The sequence below is a fragment of the Ktedonobacterales bacterium genome (assembly GCA_036557285.1).
GTDB lineage: Bacteria > Chloroflexota > Ktedonobacteria > Ktedonobacterales > DATBGS01 > DATBHW01.
Genome location: DATBHW010000007.1, coordinates 47,774 through 68,404, shown reverse-complemented (window position 1 = coordinate 68,404; position 20,631 = coordinate 47,774). Strand labels below are relative to the sequence as shown.

16 protein-coding genes are annotated in these 20,631 nt (G+C 59.7%); 10 read left to right on the top strand and 6 right to left on the bottom strand.

Annotated elements, in window-relative coordinates; translation table 11 throughout:
* Positions 1-39: 39 nt before the first annotated feature.
* Together VH599_03025 and VH599_03020 are read right to left on the bottom strand one after the other, a co-directional pair.
* Complete coding sequence (locus VH599_03025) at positions 40-1,581, bottom strand: MFS transporter (GenBank protein ID HEY7347267.1); 1,542 nt, start codon at positions 1,579-1,581, stop codon at positions 40-42.
* 112 nt (positions 1,582-1,693) lie between these two features.
* The gene (locus VH599_03020) at positions 1,694-1,963 is read right to left on the bottom strand and encodes a hypothetical protein (protein ID HEY7347266.1); all 270 of its coding nucleotides are present in this window, start codon (positions 1,961-1,963) and stop codon (positions 1,694-1,696) included.
* A 105-nt stretch (positions 1,964-2,068) separates the two neighbouring features.
* Between VH599_03020 and VH599_03015 the strand changes: the two genes are divergently transcribed.
* Together VH599_03015 and VH599_03010 are read left to right on the top strand one after the other, a co-directional pair.
* On the top strand, positions 2,069-2,608 hold the full coding sequence (locus tag VH599_03015) for a MerR family transcriptional regulator (protein HEY7347265.1): 540 nt from the start codon (positions 2,069-2,071) through the stop codon (positions 2,606-2,608).
* 17 nt (positions 2,609-2,625) lie between these two features.
* Positions 2,626-3,543, top strand: coding sequence for an NAD(P)-dependent oxidoreductase (locus VH599_03010; protein ID HEY7347264.1), 918 nt, complete (start codon positions 2,626-2,628; stop codon positions 3,541-3,543).
* Between the two features lie 197 nt (positions 3,544-3,740).
* Here the strand turns inward: VH599_03010 and VH599_03005 are convergent, their stop codons facing one another.
* The 4 genes from VH599_03005 to VH599_02990 all read right to left on the bottom strand — a co-directional run bounded on the left by VH599_03005 (position 3,741) and on the right by VH599_02990 (position 7,654).
* Positions 3,741-4,802 carry a site-2 protease family protein gene (locus VH599_03005; GenBank protein ID HEY7347263.1) on the bottom strand — a complete coding sequence of 354 codons (1,062 nt, stop codon included), beginning with the start codon at positions 4,800-4,802 and terminating at the stop codon, positions 3,741-3,743.
* A gap of 100 nt (positions 4,803-4,902) precedes the next feature.
* A complete protein-coding gene (locus tag VH599_03000; protein HEY7347262.1) occupies positions 4,903-5,553 on the bottom strand; it encodes an L-threonylcarbamoyladenylate synthase in 651 nt (216 codons plus the stop codon).
* Positions 5,554-5,659: 106 nt separating this feature from the next.
* The gene (locus tag VH599_02995; GenBank protein ID HEY7347261.1) at positions 5,660-6,385 is read right to left on the bottom strand and encodes a class I SAM-dependent methyltransferase; all 726 of its coding nucleotides are present in this window, start codon (positions 6,383-6,385) and stop codon (positions 5,660-5,662) included.
* Between the two features lie 24 nt (positions 6,386-6,409).
* Positions 6,410-7,654: a competence/damage-inducible protein A gene (locus VH599_02990; GenBank protein HEY7347260.1), complete on the bottom strand. Its 1,245-nt coding sequence runs from the start codon at positions 7,652-7,654 to the stop codon at positions 6,410-6,412.
* A 220-nt stretch (positions 7,655-7,874) separates the two neighbouring features.
* Between VH599_02990 and VH599_02985 the strand changes: the two genes are divergently transcribed.
* The 8 genes from VH599_02985 (at position 7,875) to VH599_02950 (ending at position 20,434) form a co-directional block, all read left to right on the top strand.
* Positions 7,875-8,714, top strand: coding sequence for a restriction endonuclease (locus tag VH599_02985; GenBank protein HEY7347259.1), 840 nt, complete (start codon positions 7,875-7,877; stop codon positions 8,712-8,714).
* A gap of 322 nt (positions 8,715-9,036) precedes the next feature.
* Complete coding sequence (locus VH599_02980; protein HEY7347258.1) at positions 9,037-14,217, top strand: adenosylcobalamin-dependent ribonucleoside-diphosphate reductase; 5,181 nt, start codon at positions 9,037-9,039, stop codon at positions 14,215-14,217.
* Positions 14,218-14,526: 309 nt separating this feature from the next.
* Entirely contained in the window at positions 14,527-15,258 is a 732-nt protein-coding gene (locus tag VH599_02975) for a deoxynucleoside kinase (GenBank protein ID HEY7347257.1), read from the top strand.
* Positions 15,259-15,405: 147 nt separating this feature from the next.
* Positions 15,406-16,731 (top strand): ATP-binding protein, encoded by a 1,326-nt coding sequence (locus VH599_02970; GenBank protein HEY7347256.1) that lies wholly within the window; start codon positions 15,406-15,408, stop codon positions 16,729-16,731.
* Between the two features lie 96 nt (positions 16,732-16,827).
* The gene (locus tag VH599_02965; protein HEY7347255.1) at positions 16,828-17,577 is read left to right on the top strand and encodes a response regulator transcription factor; all 750 of its coding nucleotides are present in this window, start codon (positions 16,828-16,830) and stop codon (positions 17,575-17,577) included.
* Between the two features lie 46 nt (positions 17,578-17,623).
* Positions 17,624-18,460, top strand: a complete 837-nt coding sequence (locus VH599_02960; protein ID HEY7347254.1) for a response regulator — start codon at positions 17,624-17,626, stop codon at positions 18,458-18,460.
* Between the two features lie 127 nt (positions 18,461-18,587).
* A complete protein-coding gene (locus VH599_02955; protein HEY7347253.1) occupies positions 18,588-20,000 on the top strand; it encodes a DUF4388 domain-containing protein in 1,413 nt (470 codons plus the stop codon).
* Positions 20,000-20,434 (top strand): response regulator, encoded by a 435-nt coding sequence (locus VH599_02950; protein HEY7347252.1) that lies wholly within the window; start codon positions 20,000-20,002, stop codon positions 20,432-20,434. The genes VH599_02955 and VH599_02950 overlap by 1 nt, the downstream gene beginning before the upstream one ends.
* The last annotated feature ends 197 nt before the right edge of the window (positions 20,435-20,631 follow it).

Here is a 20,631-nt window from a genome sequence, read left to right as displayed (position 1 = left end):
GGCCGGATTGCCCGGTTTCTGTCGCTTGATCTGTCTTGCTCAGGCGGCCTGGTGGGCGGTCTGCGGGAGCGATTTGCCCCGGCTGAGCGAGGTAATGATGCCCAGCACAGCGAAGAGCGTGGCAGCCCAGTAGCAGATGCGGAATGCGGCGATCACCGCGTCCACGCCGCTCTGGGTCGTTTCGCCGGTCAGGGCAAGTTGGAGAAAGGCGTTATAGGGCATAAAGCTGACGAAGACCGCGCCGGTAATGCCGATGCCCAGCATCGTACCCAGGTTGCGCATCGTACCCAGCACCGCCGAGGCGATGCCGCGACGTGTCGAGGGGGCCGAACTCATAACCGCGCTGTTATTTGGCGATTGGAAGAGGCCCATGCCCAGCCCCAGCACGACGAGCCGGACGGCAACGTCGCCATAGGTCGAATGGATGCCCAGGGTACTCATCCAGAGCAGGCTCAGCGCCGAAAGGGCCATGCCAATAGTCCCAAGGGTGCGCGAGCCAAGCCGGTCAGAGAGCCAGCCGCTGATCGGCGCGACAATCAGCATCGTCAGCGGGTAGGGAGTCAGCAGAACGGCGGAGAGAAAGAGCGAGTAGTGCAATACATCTTCGAGGTAGAAGGGCATCAAGAAGAGGACGGCGATCATGCCCATTGAAGCGAGGGCGGCGGAGAGGTTTGCCATCGTGAAGAGGCGATGCTGAAATAGGCGCAGGTGAAGCAGCGGCGCTGGCGCGACAAGCTGACGCCCAATGAAGAGCGCGGCGGTCACGAGAAAGATGGCAAGCGTTCCGAGCATTCGCGCCGAACTCCAGCCATAGAGCGGACCGAGCGAGACAAAGTACAGCAGCGCCGACAGGCTGATCGCCAGCAGGACAGCGCCGATCCAATCAAAGCCTTCTCGCCCGGTGTTCTGCCGCGCGCCAATTTCGCTGTGCAGGTACAGCGCGGCCAGCACTAGCCCGATGGCGGCGAAAGGCACGTTGAACCAGAAAGCCCAATGCCAGTTGATCGCATCTGTCAGCAGCCCGCCAACAATGGGGCCAAGGGTGGTGCCCACCGAGAAGGTCGCCGAGGCAATGCCCAGCGCGCGGCCCAGTTCTCGTTTGGGGAAGGTATGGGTGATAATCGCGGAGGTATTAGCCATCAACAACGCGCCGCCGATGCCCTGCACGAAGCGCGCCGCGATAAGCACCCAGACGTTACCTGCCAGCGCGCACAGCGTGGAGCCTAGCCCGAAGATGAGGTAGCCCAGCACGTAGATGCGTTTGTTGCCGATCAGGTCGGCCAATCGTCCGACGCTGAGCAAGAGAACGGCAGAAGCCAGCACATAAGCCAGCATTACCCAGAGAATGTTGATAAGATCGGTATGCAGGTCTGCTTGCAGGGTGGGCAGGATGATAATCAGACTGGCGGAGTTGAGCGCGGCCATGAAGCCGCCAACGCCCACAACGGCCATGACCAGCCACTTCCTGGCGGTGGGATCGCCTGCCGATTCATCGAACGTTGTCTCTGGCTTGCTCAGGTTGACGCTGGCGGCGCTGCCGCTCTTTGCTGACGCAAGAGCCTCCTCCTGGTGTGTGCGCATTGATCTTCTACCTCGTTTGCCTGGGGTGTCTTCTGCTGGTCTGCTGAAGGCCCATCACCTTGACGTGAACGGAAAGGATATGGCATTATTCTACCACACCGGCAAGAGCAGGTCAACAGGTCATCGTGTGGAGGTTCCACCAATTATCGGGGGCTGCCACTGGTAGCGCCGCCGTCTCGGCGGCTGGACGCTGCGCCAGGGCGAGCGTTCGCCCTCCGGGCCACGGCGCCAGCAGGCCAACGCTGGCCGCCGGGACGGCGGCGCTACAGGTACACCGCCCCGCAGCCCCTGCCGCCGGGACGGCGGCGCTACAAGTGGCCCCGCTTTTTGGCAGAACCTCGTGTGGAACAGCGCGCTCAAATTGACGTTGACGTAACCGCATGATACGCTAGGCATCAAGTGAAGGGGCGCGCCAGTGTTTGTGCAGGGGTCCAGGGAAGTAGAGGCCGGATGTCAATCATCATCCGGCGGTTCAGGGAGGTGGAAAATGCCTGCCATGTCGTCAACTCCATCGGATAAAACCGTATCACCGGATAGGCCAGCCGAGGGTCAAAGACCAAAATATCGAATCGAGCAGGTGGCGGATCGCCTGCAAACCACCAGGCGTACTTTACGCTATTACGAAGAAATCGGCCTGCTGCCGCCAGCCGAGCGCACCGAAGGGGGGTATCGTCTCTACAGCGAAGATGATATTGCTCGCCTGGAGCGCATCCAGCGGCTTAAAGACCTGCTGGGCTTTTCGCTGGCGGAGATTCGTGAACTGCTCCAGGCCGATGATGAGCGCGGGTTGGTTCGCGTGGCCTTTCAGCACGAGACCGATCCAGCCGTCAAGCTGAAGCATATCGAGGAGGCGGAACGGCTCAGCCGCCAGCAATTAGGGGTGGTGGAACATAAAATTGCCGGGCTGGAGAAGATGCGGGACGATATTCTAGAGCGCCTGGAACACTATACCCGGCATCGCCAGGAACTGCACGACGCCCTTGAGGGGAGCGCGGCGTCTCCTGAACAAGCCGCAAATAATCCTTGACGTGTGAGGAGCAACCAGTGAAGCAGCGAATAGGTTTTATCGGCCTGGGGCTGATGGGCAAGCCGATGGCGCGCAATCTGATGAAGGCGGGCTTCCCGCTGACCATCTACGCGCGCCATCCAGAAAAGGTGCAAGACCTCGTTTCAGAGGGCGCGACGCCGGTTACTTCCAGCCGCGCGGTGGGCGAAGCGTCGGACGTGGTGATTACCATGCTGCCCAATTCGCCAGAGGTCGAAGAAGTCGTTTTCGACGAGGCGGGCGTGCTGGCGGGCGCGGGCGCGCGAGTGGGCATGACGATCATAGATATGAGTACGATTGCGCCGGACGCCTCGCGGGACTTCGCCCGGCGCGCTGCTGAGCGCGGCGTAGCCTTTCTGGATGCGCCGGTAAGCGGCGGCTCAACCGGCGCGGAAGCCGGCACGCTCAGCATCATGGTGGGCGGCGATCAACAGGTGTTCGAGGCGTGCCGCCCGATCCTTGAGGCGATGGGCAGCCGGGAAAAAATCTTCTACGTCGGGCCGAGCGGGTCGGGCGAGGTGGTGAAGCTTGCCAACAACCTGCTCTGCGGGGCGATTGCCGCCGCCTCTGCCGAAGCGATGGTGCTGGGCGTGAAGGCGGGCGTGGATGTGGAGTCGTTGGCAAAGATTATTGGCGTCAGCAGCGGCGCAAGCTGGCAGTTGAGTACAGTCTTTCCTTTGCGCGTCTATAACGGCTCGTTTCAGCCTGGGTTTATGACCGATCTACTCTATAAAGACCTGGGGCTGGCGCTGGACCTGGGCGCGGCCAATGGCGTGCCGCTGGAACTGGCCGCGCTCACCCGCGAGATGTATGCGCGCGCCCGCGAGGCGGGCTATGGCCGGTCTGATTATTCAGCGGTCATCAAACTGCTGGAGGAGCAGGCTGGAGCCGAGGTCCGTACCCACCCGAAAAGCTAATCGCTGTTTTTGCGGGCAAGAAGCTGGAAGAAACGCGCCAGCAGATAATACGGATATGTGTCGCTCAGAGCGATCTCAAGCTGCTCAAGCTGTGCTTAGAATGCCTCACACAACCGACGGTTGGCCCCACCCCTGCCGCCTGGAAGGACGGCGCTGCAACCCCGCCCCTGCTCGTGCGGAGGTTGTGTGAGGCACTCTTAGTAGCCGGTTGCTATGGGGATGAGGCTCTGCGCGTAGACCATCATGACGACCAGAAAGGCGGCCAGCCCAAAGTAAGCAATGCTGATAAAGATTTTGGTACCCAGCGGTACCTGATAGTAGCTCTGCTGCGATTGGTTTGGGTGGCGAAGCTGGCTGAAGATGGTGAACGCGGAGAGGCCCACGATGAAGAGTAGAAAGATATTAAAGCGCAGGAAAAGCAGCCCGACCAGCAGCACCAATCCAAGCAGCCACACCTTGCGCGAAATAGCCCCCACGATGCGCCCACCGTCCAGCGGGCTGACGGGGATCAGGTTGAACAGGTTGATGAAGAAACCGAAATAAGCCAGCGCGGGCCAGAGGCCGCTCTGGCTGCCCAAAAAGTGGGGGATGAAGCAGAGCAGCGCGGCAATCGTCCCAAGGATTGGTCCGGCGATGGCGATTTCCGCCTCATCTTTGGCATTGCGCGGCATAGCCTTCATGGCGACAAACGCACCCATCAGGGGAATAAAGATGGGCGCGCTGGCAGGCACGCCCTTTGCTCGCAAGACCAATACATGTCCCATCTCGTGCAGGAAGAGCAGGAAGATGATGCCAATCGCAAACTGCCAGCCAAACGCGGCGGCGTAGACCGCCAGGCTGATGACGATGGAGAAGACTGAGCCAAACTTGAAGAAGGCAAAGGCATATTTCAGCCCGCCCAGAATGGCCGCGCCAAACTTCAGCAGCACGCCCAGGATGCCGATGCCAGCGCCGCCACCGGCTTTGACCCATTTGCTGCGCTTGTTGGGCTGATCGTAGCGAATATCGGTCAGTTGATTGGTAGGCGTCTCACCGTAATAGTCAGGGGTCAGATAGCCGGGCTGCGCTGGCCTGGGGCCTGCGCCGGGCTGGGTCGGCGCCGCTGACTGGAAATAGTCCGGCTCCGGGGGATAGGTTGGATAGTCTGGTTTTGGCGACTGGAAATACTCCGGCGACGGTGGATAGCTGGAATACTGCTGAGACTGGTCCCACGTGCCGTCGCTGCTCTGTCCAAAACCGGCATAGCGATTGGAATCCATCGAATCCTTCTTCCCCGGCAGGCGCTGCTCCTTGCAGGCGTGGCAGCGTCCAGATAGTGGCAGAGCCGGTTTCTGCTGCGCCTCTCTGCGAAGCGCCTTATCATTCGCCCTGTGCTACAGCGATCAACTCATCCCAGGGGATGGCCCCGGCGCGAAGCTGCTCTGGCGGATCAACTGTCACATCAATGATGCTGGAGGCCAGTTCGCGCAGCGGCGGGCCACCAATCAACAACACATCAATCCCTTCGCCAATACTCTGCGCGACTTCTTCAGGGTTCCGCGCGCCTTCCATGCCAGAGATATTGGCGCTGGTGGTCGCCAGTGGCCCGCCAAAAGACCGCAGAACGGCCAGCGCCACCGGATGATTGGGTACGCGCACAGCAACCTTATCATCTTGCCGGGTTCCCGCGACCAATCCCGGTTGGGCTGGCAGCACGATGGTCAGTGCGCCGGGCCAGTAGCGATGCATCAGCCGTCGCGCGCCAGGACTAAGCCGCTCCTCCAGGGCCACCTCGCCTACAGCAGCGACATCGGCCACTAAGAGCGGCAGCGGCTTGTCCGGCGGACGACGCTTTACTTGAAATACGCGCTGGACAGCCGCAGCGTTACACCCGTCTACCGCGACGCCAAAAAGCGTATCGGTTGGGAACGCGATCATGCCTCCGGCGCGGGCGGTTTCTACCGCCGCCGTGATGGCGGTATCAATCACACTTCCCGTTGCCTCATCCCAGGCGGTAAGAATACGCAGCATAAAGCTATACTTTCAAGCTAAAGATGCGCAAGACTCTTCAGGCCTTGCTTGAGCAGGTATGACACACACACTCTTTGAGATTATAGCACAGGGCAGGCCCGCTTCATCAGGCTTTCAGGCAGTGGACAACAAGCGCGGCAGGTAGTGAAAGATAGCCTGGGAACCGTCGTTCCAGATCGCCAGAGGCTCGCGGCTCGCTGATCGACTGGATTTGGAAACCGGCTCGTACCAGACTGTTGAGATAGGCGCTTAGCGTGCGATGATGATTGCCGACACGCCCACGCACGCCAGGCCCAGGGGGTGGCCTCCAGAATCCCTCGGCAAAATAGTTCCCAGACTCGCGGATGACCGTTCCATCGTCACGCTTGCTCCATGTCGAGTCAGGCATCTGGATACATGGATGAGTGATGGAAAAGGCGAACCAGCCCCGCGCGCGCAGAATGCGATGCGCTGCCTGATATGTTGCCGCCAGATCAGGGATGTCCATTAGCGCCATATTACAGACCACGCCATCAAAGCTTGCTTTTGCCAGCGTCTGGCACTGCTGGGCGTCGTCCTGCGCATAGGTGATATGCAGCGGATCAGCCGCTTCTTCGCTCCGGGCGATTTCGAGGAGCCGCTCTGAAAGATCAATGCCAACGACCTTCGCCCCACCCTGCGCCAGCCGCCGGGCGACTACGCCTTGCCCGCAGGCCAGATCGCAGATATGCTGTCCGGTAACTTCGCCAATCACAGTAAACAATGCTGGGAGTACCAGATCATGAATCAGCCTGCCGGTGCGTACCTGCTCGTCATACCACTCAGCAATCTGATCGTAAACCGAGGTGATCATAGGCTTGTCCAGCTTTCTCTTGGTTTAGCTCGCCTGTTTCCAGATGCCCAGCAGATGCAGCCGGGCCAGGTTCAAGGCGGCCAGCGTGGCGCGCCATTTCACCTCCACACGGCTGCGGCTGCTCAGGTTGGGGCTGGCCGTCGCCACGCCCAGGGGCGATTCTACGGCGATATGCACTGTGCCGATGGGTTTGCCTTCCTGCTCGGTGGGTCCGGCCACGCCGGTAATGCCGATGCCCACGTCCACGCCCAGCCGGGCGCGCGCGGCGCTTGCCATTGCCCTGGCCGTTTCGACGCTAACGGCCCCATGCGCCGCCAATGTTTCACGTGAAACACCCCATTCGGCTTTCATCTCGGTGGAGTAGGAAACCAGCCCGCCGCGAAAATAGTCCGAACTACCGGCCACATCGGTGATCGTGCTGGCGAAGAGGCCGCCGGTGCAGGACTCCATCGCGCCCAGCGTCCAGCCTCTGTCCAGCAAGAGGCCGCCCAGCACGCTTTGCAGCGTTTCATCGTTGATGCCAAAGATGTAGCTGCCCAGCCGCTCGCGCGCCTGCGCCTCCATTGTAGCTACCAACGCCTGCGCTTCAGACTCGGCTGCGGCTTTGGCGGTCACGCGCACATCTACCGCGTCGCGTCTGGCGTAGGTGGCGATGGTGGGGTTGGCGCTTTGCAGCAGCCCTTCCAGACGCTGCTCGACGGCTGATTCTCCCAATCCGGCGACACGCAGCATGCGCGTGAAGAGGACGGCCCCTGTGCGCGGGCGCAGCAGCGGCAGCGCCTCGTGGGTCCACATGCGCATCATCTCGTGCGGTACCCCCGGCATGGAGACGATGATATGATCGTCGCGCTCGGTCCACCAGCCCGGCGCGGTACCCACCGGATTGAGCAGCGACGTTGCCGAGGAAATGAGCGCGGCCTGTTTGACGTTGCGCTCTGGCATGGCGACGCCGCGCCCGCTAAAGAAGGCGCGCAGTTCGCTCTCCAATGCAGGGACCACGCGCATCTCTTCGCCCAGGAGTTCCGCGATGCTTTCGCGGGTCAGATCGTCTTCGGTAGGCCCCAGGCCGCCAGTAGTGATGATAAGGTCGGCGCGTCCCCAGGCTCGTCGCAGCGTCTCGACGATGCGCTGCTGGTTATCGCCAACGGTGGAAACAAAATACAGATCGATGCCCAGCCCGGCAAGCTGCTGGGCAAGGTAGGGAGCGTTCGTATCGGTGATATGGCCCAGTAAGAGTTCGGTGCCAATCGAGAGGATTTCAGCGCGCATGCCACTTTCCTTAACCCAAAATACATACGAAGCACGAAACACGACTTACACGAAACACGAACCCCGGAGAGGGGGAAACAACCTCTGGCCTAACCATACACTGCCTGAGCCGCCATTGCAAACACGAAGAGAGGCGCTTGCTGGTGGCGTCGTTGGTACGAAGCTTGCGGAAGTGCTACCCATCAGATTGTGCGTATGGCGCCGAAGGAGCAATGCTATTATGGCACGGACGATGCCTTCTCCCTTCCAGCGGAAGCGCCGACGCCAGGGGCGAGCTACCCATCAGAACCAGATGCGGCAGCGAGTTCTGGCGCTGGGGGCGCTCGGTTCGCTGGTATTCTTGCTGATGGCCTGGCTGATCTGGCAAGGGCTGTTCTGGTTCCAGAGTCATCCCCTGGTTGTCACGGCTTTCTTGATAAGCGCCCTGGCGCTGGGCCTGCTGGCCGTGTGTGGGTTCTTCTACTGGACGTTTCACCTGCCACCACCTGGCTCGCGCTGGCGGCATCCACGCCGGGCCGATCTGGCGCGTTACTATGACCAGCGCGGGACGCTTCAGCGTTTGCAGGCGATGGACCCCGTTGCGTTTGAGCGCCATATCGGCCAACTCTTCGAGCTAGAGGGCTATCGTGTGGACTATACGCCGCGCAGCGGTGATGGCGGCGTTGATCTGTTGCTGCGCCGCCCAGGACGGAGCCGCCGCGCGCCTGGCAGCGGATTGGCGCTGGCTCAGTGCAAGCGCTACGCGCCGCAGCATTCGGTTGGGTCGCCTGAACTGCAACAATTCTCAGGGGCGCTGCGCCGCGCCCTTGCCTATGAAGGCTATTTTGTCACCACCAGCTTTTTTACGCCTGCCGCGCAGGCGTGGGCACGAAACGAGGGCATTCACCTGATTGATGGGCTGGCGCTGCTGCACTGGCGCACACGCCTGGAGCGCCGCGCGCGCCTGGGATTGCTCTCGCTCGATGCCTGCGCGGCGCTTGGCCTGCCCCTGCCTGAAGAGGCGAATCAGCGCCCGGATGAATATTCCGCTGACGCTGGCTCTTACCCACTCCCTGGTTAAAGCGGGGAAGGCGCGGCGCGCTCCTCTGGTTCACTCTGGCTGCCTTGGCGACAAACACCACACGCTGAGAGGAGATGCGCGTCCTGCTTGCTCTCCCTTTTTCGCGCTCACCTGGCAGGTGGTTGTCTTTTCTCCTGACTTTTGGCACGCCATTTGCGAATGCTTTTTTTTTGCCGAACTACTAAATATGGTACTTTTGCCTCTTGAAAAATCAAGATATTGTGTTATACTAGCCTATGCGGCAATGAAATAGAATAGATGTTCAGGTTTGGGGTTCGGCTGTGAGCGCATGCAGCCATAGTCTAGAAAGGATATGGAGCGCGTGAAGGAAAAGAAGTCTGGCGCAGCGGCGGAGGCTAAGCAGATAGGATCACGGCGCAAACAGGGCGCGTGGTCAGACGCGGCGGTACGAGTGCTGAACGAACGCTATGTGATGAAGGATGAACACGGCAAGCCCACCGAGACGCCTGATGAACTGGTCTGGCGCGTGGCGAAGGCGGTTGCCTCCGCCGAAGACCGCTGGGCAGACAAATCTGGCCGCACGGCTGAGGAGATGGCGACGGCTTTCTATAAGCTGATGAGCGGGCATACCTTTCTGCCCAACAGCCCAACGCTGATGAACGCGGGCAAGGGCAACAATCTGCAACTCTCGGCCTGCTATGTCGTGCCCGTCGAGGATAGCCTGCCTGGGATTTTCGAGGGCATCAAGAATGCTGCCCTCATCCATCAGAGCGGCGGCGGCTGTATTGCTGGCGATGCCCATGTCTTTACAACGTTCTGCGGCGTTGAGGCGATTGCGACGCTTTATGAGCGTGTCCGCGCTACAGGTAAGCAAGAAGAAGTTTTCAGCGACCACGCAACGATAGATGTGCGCGATGTGAACGTTCAGACGATGGCGCTCAATCCCGACAATGGCTCCTATGAACCCGCGCAAGTGACGCATCTGTGGCGCTATGATGTGCCGCTGGCCGATCAGGTGCGCGTGCGCGCCGCCAATGGCCTGGAAGTGACAACGAGCCGCTGGCATCCTTTCATGGTGTTTGATGGGACGCGCTTTGTTGAGCGGCGGGCTGATGAACTGCGTGTGGGTGATCTCCTCCCCACTTCCAATGCTTCCGTGCGCCAGTGCTGGCCGCATTGTGAATATAAAGAGGTTGCTGGTATCCACCTGGATGAAGAGATTGCCTGGCTGCTTGGCTATTACCTCGGTGATGGCTCGCTGGGCCGGGCAGAAGCGCCGGAGAGCGAACCGCGACGGGAGAAGCTGCGCTGGCGGCTCTTTGATGGTCGTCCAGCTTCGCTGGAGTATGCTGCCAATATTCTGGCCCGGCGCTTTCGTGTGCGTCTGCATGTGCAGCAAGACGCTCGTGGGCTGTACTCGCTCACGACAACTGACGCTGCCTTTATTGCGCAGTTCTGCAAGCTGCTGGAGGTGTATCCTGGGCCAAAGGGAGAGCTGCCTTTCCCAGAGATGATCGCTAGATCGCCGCTGACGGTGGTTGGCGCGTTCCTGGCGGGGCTGGTTGATTCAGATGGGCCTATCGAGGCAAACCGTGACCGCTTGACGTTCACAACGCAATCGCACCACCTGGCGAGCAAGGTCCATACGTTGTGCAGCCTTCTGGGCTTCGCTCCGGCTATTCGCAGCCGCGCGCCATCTGGCAAGGGCCGTTCGGTGGTCTACGAGGTCAAGCTGGCGGGAGAAGCTTTCATCGCGGATGTGCAGGGAGTGATAGGGCCATATATCAACGACCCGCTGAAGTCATCCCGGCTTGCCGCAATGCAGAAGGTGCATGAACACACGACGGCGCCCCGGCTGCCCATCCCATTCTCTGCCATAGAGGACATGCTGCGCAGCATTGGGATTACGACCAACACTACAGAGATGCATCGCCAGCCGGTATGCCTGGGCGAAACGGAAGTCTGGCTGAGCCGCTGGAAAGAGGGCCTGGGAGTTAGTACCGAAAAGCTGCTGCAAGTAGCTGCGGCTCTGCGCCCGTTAGTGGCTGCGCAATATCAGGCTCGCCTTGAGGCGCTGGAGCATCTGGCGCGCGGCGCAACGACTGTCGAGGCGATTGAGGCTCCGAGTGAGAGCAAACCATTCTATGATTTCACGGTTGCGGGCCACAGCACTTATCTGGCTGGCACAAACGGCTTAACAGCTATTCACAATACAGGGTTTTCTTTCTCGCGCTTGCGCCCGCAGGGGAGCAAGGTTTCCACGACGCATGGCGTGGCTTCCGGCCCGGTGAGCTTTATGCGCATCTTCGATCAAGCAACCGAAGCTGTGCGCCAGGGCGGAACTCGACGCGGCGCAAACATGGGTATCTTGCGCTGTGACCACCCCGACATCCTTCAGTTCATTGATTGCAAGCGCGACGGCAGCATTACCAACTTCAATATCTCTGTGGCGATCACCGATGAGTTTATGCGGGCGCTGGAGGCAAACGATGAATATGATCTGATCGCGCCGCATACGAAGCAGGTAGTCGGCAGGCTGCGCGCCCGCGAGGTGATGGATCGCATTGTCTCTGCCGCCTGGGCCACCGGCGACCCTGGCCTGGTGTTTCTTGATCGCGCGAATCGCTCGACAGCGAACCCGACACCAGAAATCGAGTTATTGGAGAGTACAAATCCATGTGGTGAGCAGTGGCTTGGTCCATACGATGCCTGCAACCTTGGATCGATCAATCTGGGGCTGTTTGTCAAAGATGGCAAGGTGGATTACGCGGCGCTGGATGAGACGACCCGCCTTTGCACGCGCTTTCTGGATGATGTGATCGAGATTAACCCGTTCCCGCTGCCGCAGGTGCGCGAAAAGGTGTATGCCAACCGGCGCATCGGGCTGGGGGTGATGGGCTGGGCGGAGATGCTCTTCGAGTTGAACATCCGCTACGATAGCGAGGAAGCGATCAAACTGGGTGATGAGGTGATGCGCTTTATCGAGCGGGTCTCTACCGAAGAGTCGCAGAAGCTGGCCGAAGAGCGCGGCGCGTTCCCGAACTTCCCACGCAGCATCTATAAGGATGGGCCGGAACTGCGCAACTCGACGCGCACAACGGTTGCGCCCACCGGCTCGATCAGCATTCTGGCGGATTGCTCCTCTGGCATCGAGCCGATCTTCGCGCTGGCCTTCCAGCATCGGGTGAAGCAGCCGGATGGCTCGTATCGCGTGCTGGATTTTGTCAACCCGTTCTTCGAGCGAGCGGTGGAGGAGAGCGATCTGCCGGATAAAGAGGGCATTCTGGCGTATGTCAAGGCGCATGGGACGATGCACGGGCATCCGCTGGCGACACATCCGGCGCTGCAACGCTTTGTGACGGCGCACGAGATTGCGCCAGACTGGCATATCAGGATGCAGGCGGCTTTCCAGAGAGGGGTAAACAACTCTATCAGCAAATGCCTGGCGGCAGGGACGCTCATCCCAACGTCAAGGGGTCTCATGGCAGTTGAAGACTTCTCGGATGTAGAGGAGCCAGATACCTTCGTCAACATTGCTGAGGATGGGATTACCGTTGGCGGGCATCGCGTGCTTTCTCACTATTATGCGGGTGAGAAGCCAGCCACGCGCATTCGTCTGGATAATGGCGTGGAGTTGACTGGCTCGACAGAAAGCCATCGCGTTTCTACGCCTGATGGCTGGAAGCGCCTGGCTGAACTGCGCGTGGGTGATCTGATCATAGGCCGGTTTGCCGCATCGCATGCCCCAGGAGGGGTTGTGCTGCCACCTGGAGGCATCTATCGGACCAACGCGAAGCCAGTGACCTTTCCTGAACGCATGACCCCGCAACTGGCGCAGTTCCTGGGTATGCTGGCATCTGACGGGCATACGACCGTCGAGACGGGAGCAGTGGGGCTGACCAGCGCCGATGAAGAGGTGATAGCCGAGTTCACGGCGCTGGCAGGTGATCTCTTTGGATTGACGCCGCGCCACACCATAGAGGCGCGCAATAGTAATGTGCAGTATCTCACGCTCAACTCCCGTGTCTTGTGCCGCTGGATAGAGGGGTTGATTGGTAAGGGGGCGTATGGTAAGCATGTTCCTGCGCAGATACTCAGTGGAAACGCTGAGGAAAAGCTGGCCTTCTTGCGCGGCGTCTCGCTTGACGGTTACTATCGGCCAAAGCATGGCCTGTATATCTACGGTGGTATGTCGAGGAGCCTGGCGTATGGGGTGGCCGAGCTCTGTCGGAGCTTTGGTTTGCCACAGGTACGACAGGAGCAAGTGCGAGTGGCCTATTCGGGCAATGTGGCCCATAAAGTGATAGTCAGCAATGAGTTGCAGGAGTTGGTGCAGTGCATAGAGCCGCATAAGAATGGCCCGACGCATTACGCTACCTATCAGGTGCTGCTGGATCATGAGGTAGTCAACCGAACCAAATTACCAACCAGCCATCCATTCTACTCAGCGTTTAACTCGATCAGGCAGCGTCAACCGCAAAACTGCGACAATCGCACGGCTGAGCGGATAGGGTGGTCAAGCGATACGCCAGTCTTCAGGGTGACGGCGGTAGAGGATGTGGGGGTCAAGTCGCTCTACGACATTGAGGTTGAGGATGCGCATGAGTATGTTGTGAACGGCCTTGTCTCCCACAACACGATTAACTTACCCAACAGTGCTGCGCTGGAGGATGTGGAGCAGGCGTATCTGCTGGCGTGGAACCTGGGCTGCCTGGGTATTACGATCTTCCGCGATGGCTCCAAGGGCGAGCAGGTGCTGAATGTGGGCGTCAAGGAGGGTGACAAGACGCGACAGGTGAAGACGGCGGCAGGCGAGACGACGGCTCCACGCGCGACGGCTGAAAGCGAGCCGGAGATTGAGACGCTGGAGGCGGCGCAGCGTGAGACGCCTGCGCGCATCTATGGCGATGGTGGCGGAGTGACGGGGCATATCAAGCGGCGGCCTGCGGTAGTGCAGGGCTACACGCGGCGGGTGCGCGCGCCGGAGGGCAATGTCAATATAACCCTCAATAGCGATATAGATGGTTTGCTGGAGGTCTTTATCAATGTGGGTAATGCGGGGAGCGATGTGGCGGCCTGGGCCGAGGCGCTGGGGCGGCTGATCTCGCTGCAACTGCGCATCGCCAGCCCGCTTTCGCCCGCCGAACGTGCCCGCGAGATTGTCGATCAGTTGCGCGGCATTGGCGGCAGCCGCGCGGTGGGCTTTGGCCGGGACCAGACTCGTTCGCTGCCTGATGCAGTCGCCCGCGCGCTGGAACTCCATCTGGAGGAGCAGCCTGGTGGGCACGCGCTGGCGGCTGGGCCGCAGACGGCTGATCCAGGGACATCAGAGCGCATTCTGGAGTCGGCCCAGGAGTACGCAGCGTCGGAGAGCGAGGCTAATGGGGTCGCCAATGGGACCGGCGGCAGCCTGCTTCTGCCGCAAGGCGCTTCGGCGTCGTACCGGGTGACGGGCAATCTCTGCCCGCAGTGTGGCTGCAATACGCTGGTCTACGAAGAGGGCTGCAAGAAGTGCTATTCTTGTGGGTACAGCGAGTGTTAGCTGAGCCGCTGCTGTGGTGAACGCTGGCGTCCAGGGGTGAGAGATGTTCAGAGGAGATAGGGAGAGCAACGCTGTTTTTCCTATCTCCTTTTCCTGTAAAGAATGCTCCTGTCCAGGGAGCAACGCTTCTGTGCTACTAAAGATGATGGTTGTTCGTCTGTTCAATCGGTCTGAGGTTCGCGAGGTTTGGGTTATGTGCTGTAGTCTCTGTAAACTCTCTCAGTTTTTGTGAAGAGATTCCAGGTCCAAGAGTTTACAGAGTTTACAGAGTTTACGGTTGATGCCACTCTTGTATTAAGGAGTATATGAATGACTTCTGCGCGGTATCCGGCGCTCAATGGGGCGCGTTCCCTCTCGGCTGCGGTGGAGCGCGGGGCGTTCCTGGCGGTGGCGGGAAATCTGGGGGTTGGCAAAACAACGCTGGTAGAACTGGTGACGCGCGCTACTGATTTTGAGCCGCATTATGAGCTGGCCGAGGAGAATCCCTATCTGGCGCGCTTTTACGCGGATATGCGCGCCTGGGGCTTTCATTCGCAGCTCTTCTTTCTAGTGAAACGCTCCGAGCAGCATCGGCGGCTGGCGTCGAGCGCGGCGACGGCGGTGCAAGATCGCACAATCTATGAAGACGCGGAAATCTGGGCGCGCAACCTGTATGAGCGCGGGCAGATTGCCAATGAGGATTATCGGCTCTACAGCGATCTCTATGAAGAGTTGTGCCGGGGGCTGCCGCCGCCCGATCTGGTCCTCTATCTGGCGGCTTCGACGGAGACCCTCAAGAAGCGGATCGCTATTCGTGGGCGCTCGTTCGAGGCTGGGATTGAGACAAGCTATGTGGAGCGCCTGAACCAACGCTACGAGGAATGGGCGGCAGCGTTTGATCGCTGCCCGCTGATTCGCCTGGAGACAGACGAGGTTGATCTGGCGCATTCTGCCGAGGACCGCGCGGATGTGCTGCGTTTGATTCGCGCCTCGCTGAGCGCCCATCGCCCTGATGTTCAGTGGCCTGTGACGCTGGCTCCCGATACAGAACCCACGTTATAAACTGCTGATACCTTGACAGCCTGATGGCTGCGCCGCTTGCGCTGCATGCTATACTATGCGTGGTCCTTCTAAGACAGTTCTAAGGAGCTATGGCGCTGGAGGCATAGCTCATGGGGGTCTGTTGTTTCCGGCTTGAAAGGGATGGACGTGCTACCACGATCAGCGCCCAGACTGGCTGCCGAGCCTTCTCCTGATCTCGCGCAGCAGATCGTCTATCTGGAGCGGCTGGCCTCGGCGGGCGCCGAAGGGCTGGTGGTAGCCGATACGCATGACCGCTGTGTCTTTCTGAACGACCTGGCGGCCACGCTTGGCAGAAGCGTCACAGAACTGAATGACCTGCCAGTCAGCGCCTGGCTTTCTCATCTGCTGCGGGGCAATTGCCTGATGCATGAGAACAGGCCGACCCTGGGCGACCCGGTGGATATTGCTGCGCTGGCTGCTTCCAGGCACTGGCTGCGCTTCACCTCTTCTGCCGGGAGCGATACGTTTCACGAACGCAAGCAGTGCTACGCGCTGGCTCCTTATCCTTTGTATAATGAGGCAGGAACGCTGCTAGGGTATGCGCTCTTTTTGCGTAATATGATGCCTTTGATGCAGGATGAGGCGCTGGAAAACGGGCTGCTTTCATCGGTTTCGCATGACCTGCGCACGCCCTTGATGGTGATTAAGGCGGCGGTCACGGGGCTGCTGCAAGAAGGGTTGCAGTGGGACGAGGCGCTGCGGCGCGAGACGCTGCAAGATATAAATGAGGAGACTGATCGCCTGACTACGCTGGTCAGCGCGCTGCTGGAGATGTCGCGCATCCAGGGTGGCGCGCTGCAACTCCAGACGGAGTGGTGTGATCTGGCGGAGATTATTCATACGGTGTTGGATCGCTTGCAGAAAGTGACAAGCCAGCATCGGATCGTGTATGATGTGGCGGTGTCGCTGCCGCTGATCCAGGGTGATTTTATGCAGCTTGATCGGGTGCTGAGCAACCTGATCGAGAATGCGGCCAAATACTCTCCGGCGGGGACGGAGATTCGGGTTACGGCGAGTCTGGCGGAGGGGGAAGTGCAGGTGAGTGTGCAGGATCAGGGATGTGGTATTCCAGCGGAGGAGCGCGAGCGCGTCTTTGAGAAGTTCTATCGTGTCAAGCAGCGGCGCGGGCGCTCGGAGGCTCTGAATGATGGGTTCATGGAGCGCCACGCGCCTACGCTGGCTGGAGGGTCCGGCCTGGGTCTGGCGATCTGTCGCGGGATTATCCTGGCACATCAGGGGCGTATCTGGGTCGAAGCGCGCGCCGGAAAAGGGTCGCGGTTTGTCTTTGCCCTTCCGGTTGAACAATCAGCGCCGATGACCGGCAGAGTTGCCCACGACAGCGGCCCATTCGGAGGGGCGCCTGGACCAGAAACCTCGCTGGAGCAAGAGGCGGTTCAGGAGAAAGTATTCGGCGTCGGCGAAGAGAGCGAGGAGGTAGAAGGTGCTGTTTGAGCGCGAAGCGGCCACAGACCGTCCAGTGTCTACCCTGGCGGCGCTGAGGTTGATGTCGTCATTTCATGGTCTGTATCTGACGCAGTGAGGGCTACTGTGGTCGAGGAAGAAACTGGCGCTGAGCAATCAGTGAACGCGCAGCCGAAAGCAAAGCGGATTCTGGTGGTGGATGACGAGGAACGAGTGCTGCGCTCGTTACGGCGGATTCTGACCGCCAGCGGTTATGAGGCGCTGGTTGCGGCGAGTGGTCTGCAAGGGCTTGATCTGGCGCGGCAGAAAACGCCTGATCTGGTCTTGTTGGATTTATCCATGCCGGGGATGGATGGCCTGGCGGTCTGTCGTGAACTGCGTCAATGCTCATCAGCGCCAATTATCGTGGTCAGCGCCCACGGCGAAGAACCCTTTAAGGTACACGCGCTTGATCTGGGGGCCGATGATTATTTAACCAAGCCTTTTGGGTCCGATGAACTGCTGGCGCGGATACGGGCTTGCCTGCGGCGCAGTGCTGGACGCCAGGCAGATGAGATAGAAGGTGAGCAGACGCTGACGAGCGAAGATGGGTATGTGGTGATGCGTCTGGGGAGCCGTACCGTGATGGCAGGCGCCCGGCGGGTGCGCCTGACACCCAAGGAGTTTGATCTGCTGTATCAACTGATGGCGGCGGCTGATCGTGTGCTGACGCATCGCGCGCTGCTGAAAACGATCTGGGGACCAGAGTATGGAGATGAGAAGGATTACTTGCGTGTGTTTATCCGCCAACTGCGGCGCAAGGTGGAGCAAGACCCGACTCATCCTCGCTATATTCTTACTGAGCCAGGTGTTGGCTATATTTTTCGGTCACACTGAGCGGAAGTCTATGGGGATTTCCTGATCAGGGAAGCTGAGGCGAAAGATGACAAGGAAGCAACAGCCACTGCGCATTGTGGTGATGGGAACAGATGGTCGGTTGAGTGAAGTGCTGGTGCGGAACCTCTGCCAGTGGGGGTATGGGGCTGCTGTCTGGGGGGGCAATCAGCAGAGGGCAGCCAGCCAGGCTGGCGCTGCGGATTTCTTGATTATTGATCTGGATGGAATGGAGCAAGAACTGCTGGCGGTGGGCGGCAGCCTCGATGAGCCAGAATCGCTTGCCCGGCCTGTGGCCCGCCTGACTATTGCGCTGAGCAGCCAACCCCTGCGGCGCAAGACGCTTGAGGCGCTGGAGGCGGTCTTGTTCGTCCCCAAGCCGTTTGACATGGGCGTGTTACGGGGGTATCTTATGACGCTGGAGAGGGTTCTCGCTGAGGGGGTAACTCAACCGCAAGAACCTGTGGCTCCTGATCGGCAGGTACGGGTGCTGGCAGCGGATGACGACAGCCGCATGACGGAATGGGCCTGTACGGTGCTGTCGAAGAGCGGGCGCTATATTGCCCGCGCGGCGCACGATGGGATTGAGGTGCTGGAGCAATGTCTTACCTGGGAGCCTGATTGCCTGGTGATGGATATGATGATGCCCAAGATGAATGGCTATCAGGTGCTGCGCTGTTTGCGGGCCAGGCCCAGGCTGACCCGTTTACCGGTGGTGGTGTTGAGCGCGCTGGCGGAAGTGGAGGTGCGGGCTGAGGAGTTGAGCCAGCCATCGCTCGCTGTCTTGAAAAAACCATTACGATCAGCCGATTTGCTCGCGGCGGTAGAGCGGGTACTGGGAATGAGGCGTGCTGAAGGATCGCGCGGCCCGCTTGAAGTGGGGTAGCACGGTAACAGGCGCGAAGAGACCGACGGGTGGCTGGCCTCTTTCGCCAGGTCTGGCAGCCTCGAAGCGATGGAGGGTTTTCTTCCGCTTCTGGCAGCCTCAGACGGTTAAGAGGAGCAAGAGTGATATGCAACAGCCAGGGAGAATACTGGACGGCGACCTTGAGACGCTTGGCTTACAGGCAACGCTGAAGATGCTCGCGCTTAGTGGTAAGACCGGAACGCTGATGGTAACGTCCGGCCAGGATACTCTCTCGCTCTATCTCAATAAGGGGCAGATTGCCGGGCTGCAAGATAACTTTGTGCAGCGCCCCAACCTGCTGGCAGTGATGCGTTCGCTGCGTCAGATTGATGGGAGGCGCGCTGCCGAACTGCACCGCGCGATAGGCCCGAACTCGCCCGATATACTGGGGCTGCTGGTGGATTACCAGGTCATCAGCGAGGCGGAGATGTTCCAATGGCAGGAGTATGGTGTGATTCAGGCCCTCTCCCGCGCGGTGCGCTGGCAGCAGGGCCGTTTTGAATTTCATCGCAATGTGTTGCAAGGCGCTCAGCTTGCGCTGAATGTTGATCATGTCTTATTGGAAAGTTTGCGGCAGGCCGATGAGTGGGATGAGGCCGCGTCTATCGGACTCAATCGCACGACGGTGGCGCGCTGGATGTCGCACTTTACCGGCGATATTATGCGCCTGGGGCTGGAACCAGATGCGGTCAATGTGCTGTGTCTGGCAAATGGGCAGTTGCCGTTGCAGGCGATTGCTTATGCGCTGCTGGCAAGCGAGGCGCGGGTGGCGCAGTGTATGGGGCATTTGCTGTCGCTGCGACTGATCGAAGTGGTTGATCAGACGCTGGAGACAGAGCTAGAGCGGAATCTGGTGGATGTTTTGACCGCCAGCCAGCATGAGCTATCGAAACTGTATCAAGGATCGACTGAACAGCGCCTGCTGGCGTTGGTGAAGACGCTGGCAACCTGCGTCAACGGCCTCTTGACTCATCATGGAGCCTATGCTCGCCATCTGCGCGGGCGCGGCGCAGTGCCTCCGGCCCAGGTAACAGGCTACCTGGAGGAGACCTTTGGGCCACTGCTCCAGCAGGCGTGTGTCTGGTGGCCGATTGTTGATACGGTCGTCGTGTTTCAAGAGGGCCAGCTTGATTACCAGGAGATTCTGGCGCTGCATAAGCTGGTCAAGGGTGAGCAACTCCAGAGCTTTTATTGGGATGTGATGAGCGCCTTCCACTGGCTGATGCTTCAGATGTGTACGAAAATCTTGGAAGATGAAGTGGGGAGTTCCCGTTCCGAGCGCCGGTTTCGTGAGTTGTGGGATGTGTTCTTGCAGGAGATCGAAGAGCAGGCACGTGCACTTCAGGGGAATGGAGGAGAGGCTTTTCTCCAGGAGCGCGCAGCGGCGCGGCGCGGCGGGTCGTCTGAACGCTCCTATGATGGGCGCCAATCAAATCCAGGCATGACACAGGCAGGCATGCGATACATGGACTCTGACCCGCGCATGGTTCCGATGCGGGAGCGAAGGAGGCTGAGTTGATGAATGATCCAGTGGTGCTGGTGGTAGATGATAGCCCAACGGTGCGGAAGATTGTGCAGTTGACGCTGCAACGCGAACATATGCGCGTTATCACCGCCAGCGATGGGTTAAGCGCCCTGGCGGCGGTTGCCGACGAAGACCCGGATCTCATCCTGCTTGATATTATGCTGCCCCGCATGGACGGTTATAATATTTGCCGCATTATTCGGGATAAACTGGAGTTTCGCCACATTCCCATTATCATGTTGAGTGGGAAAGATGGGCTATTCGATAAAGTCAGAGGGCGACTTGCCGGTTCATCGGAATATTTAACCAAACCATTCGATTCGGTGGAACTGGTGCAGTCGGTGAAAAAGCATTTAGCGAATGTACCCGCGCGTGAGCGCAGGCGTGATGCTGGCCGCAGCCCAACCCGTTTGCGGCGGCGCGGCTAATCGCTTGTGATCGCTGGGCCAGTATGGCTGCTGACGTTACCGCCTCTGGCCCTGGATAGTTGTCTGTAATAGAAGCAGTGCTGTGGAGGCTGCCAAGGCCCTGCCACTGAGTGTGGCCTGGGCCTGTCGGCATATCTCGCGCTTTTCACTATAGACGCTGATACGGTCCGAATGCCACATGGACGGGAGCGAGGCGG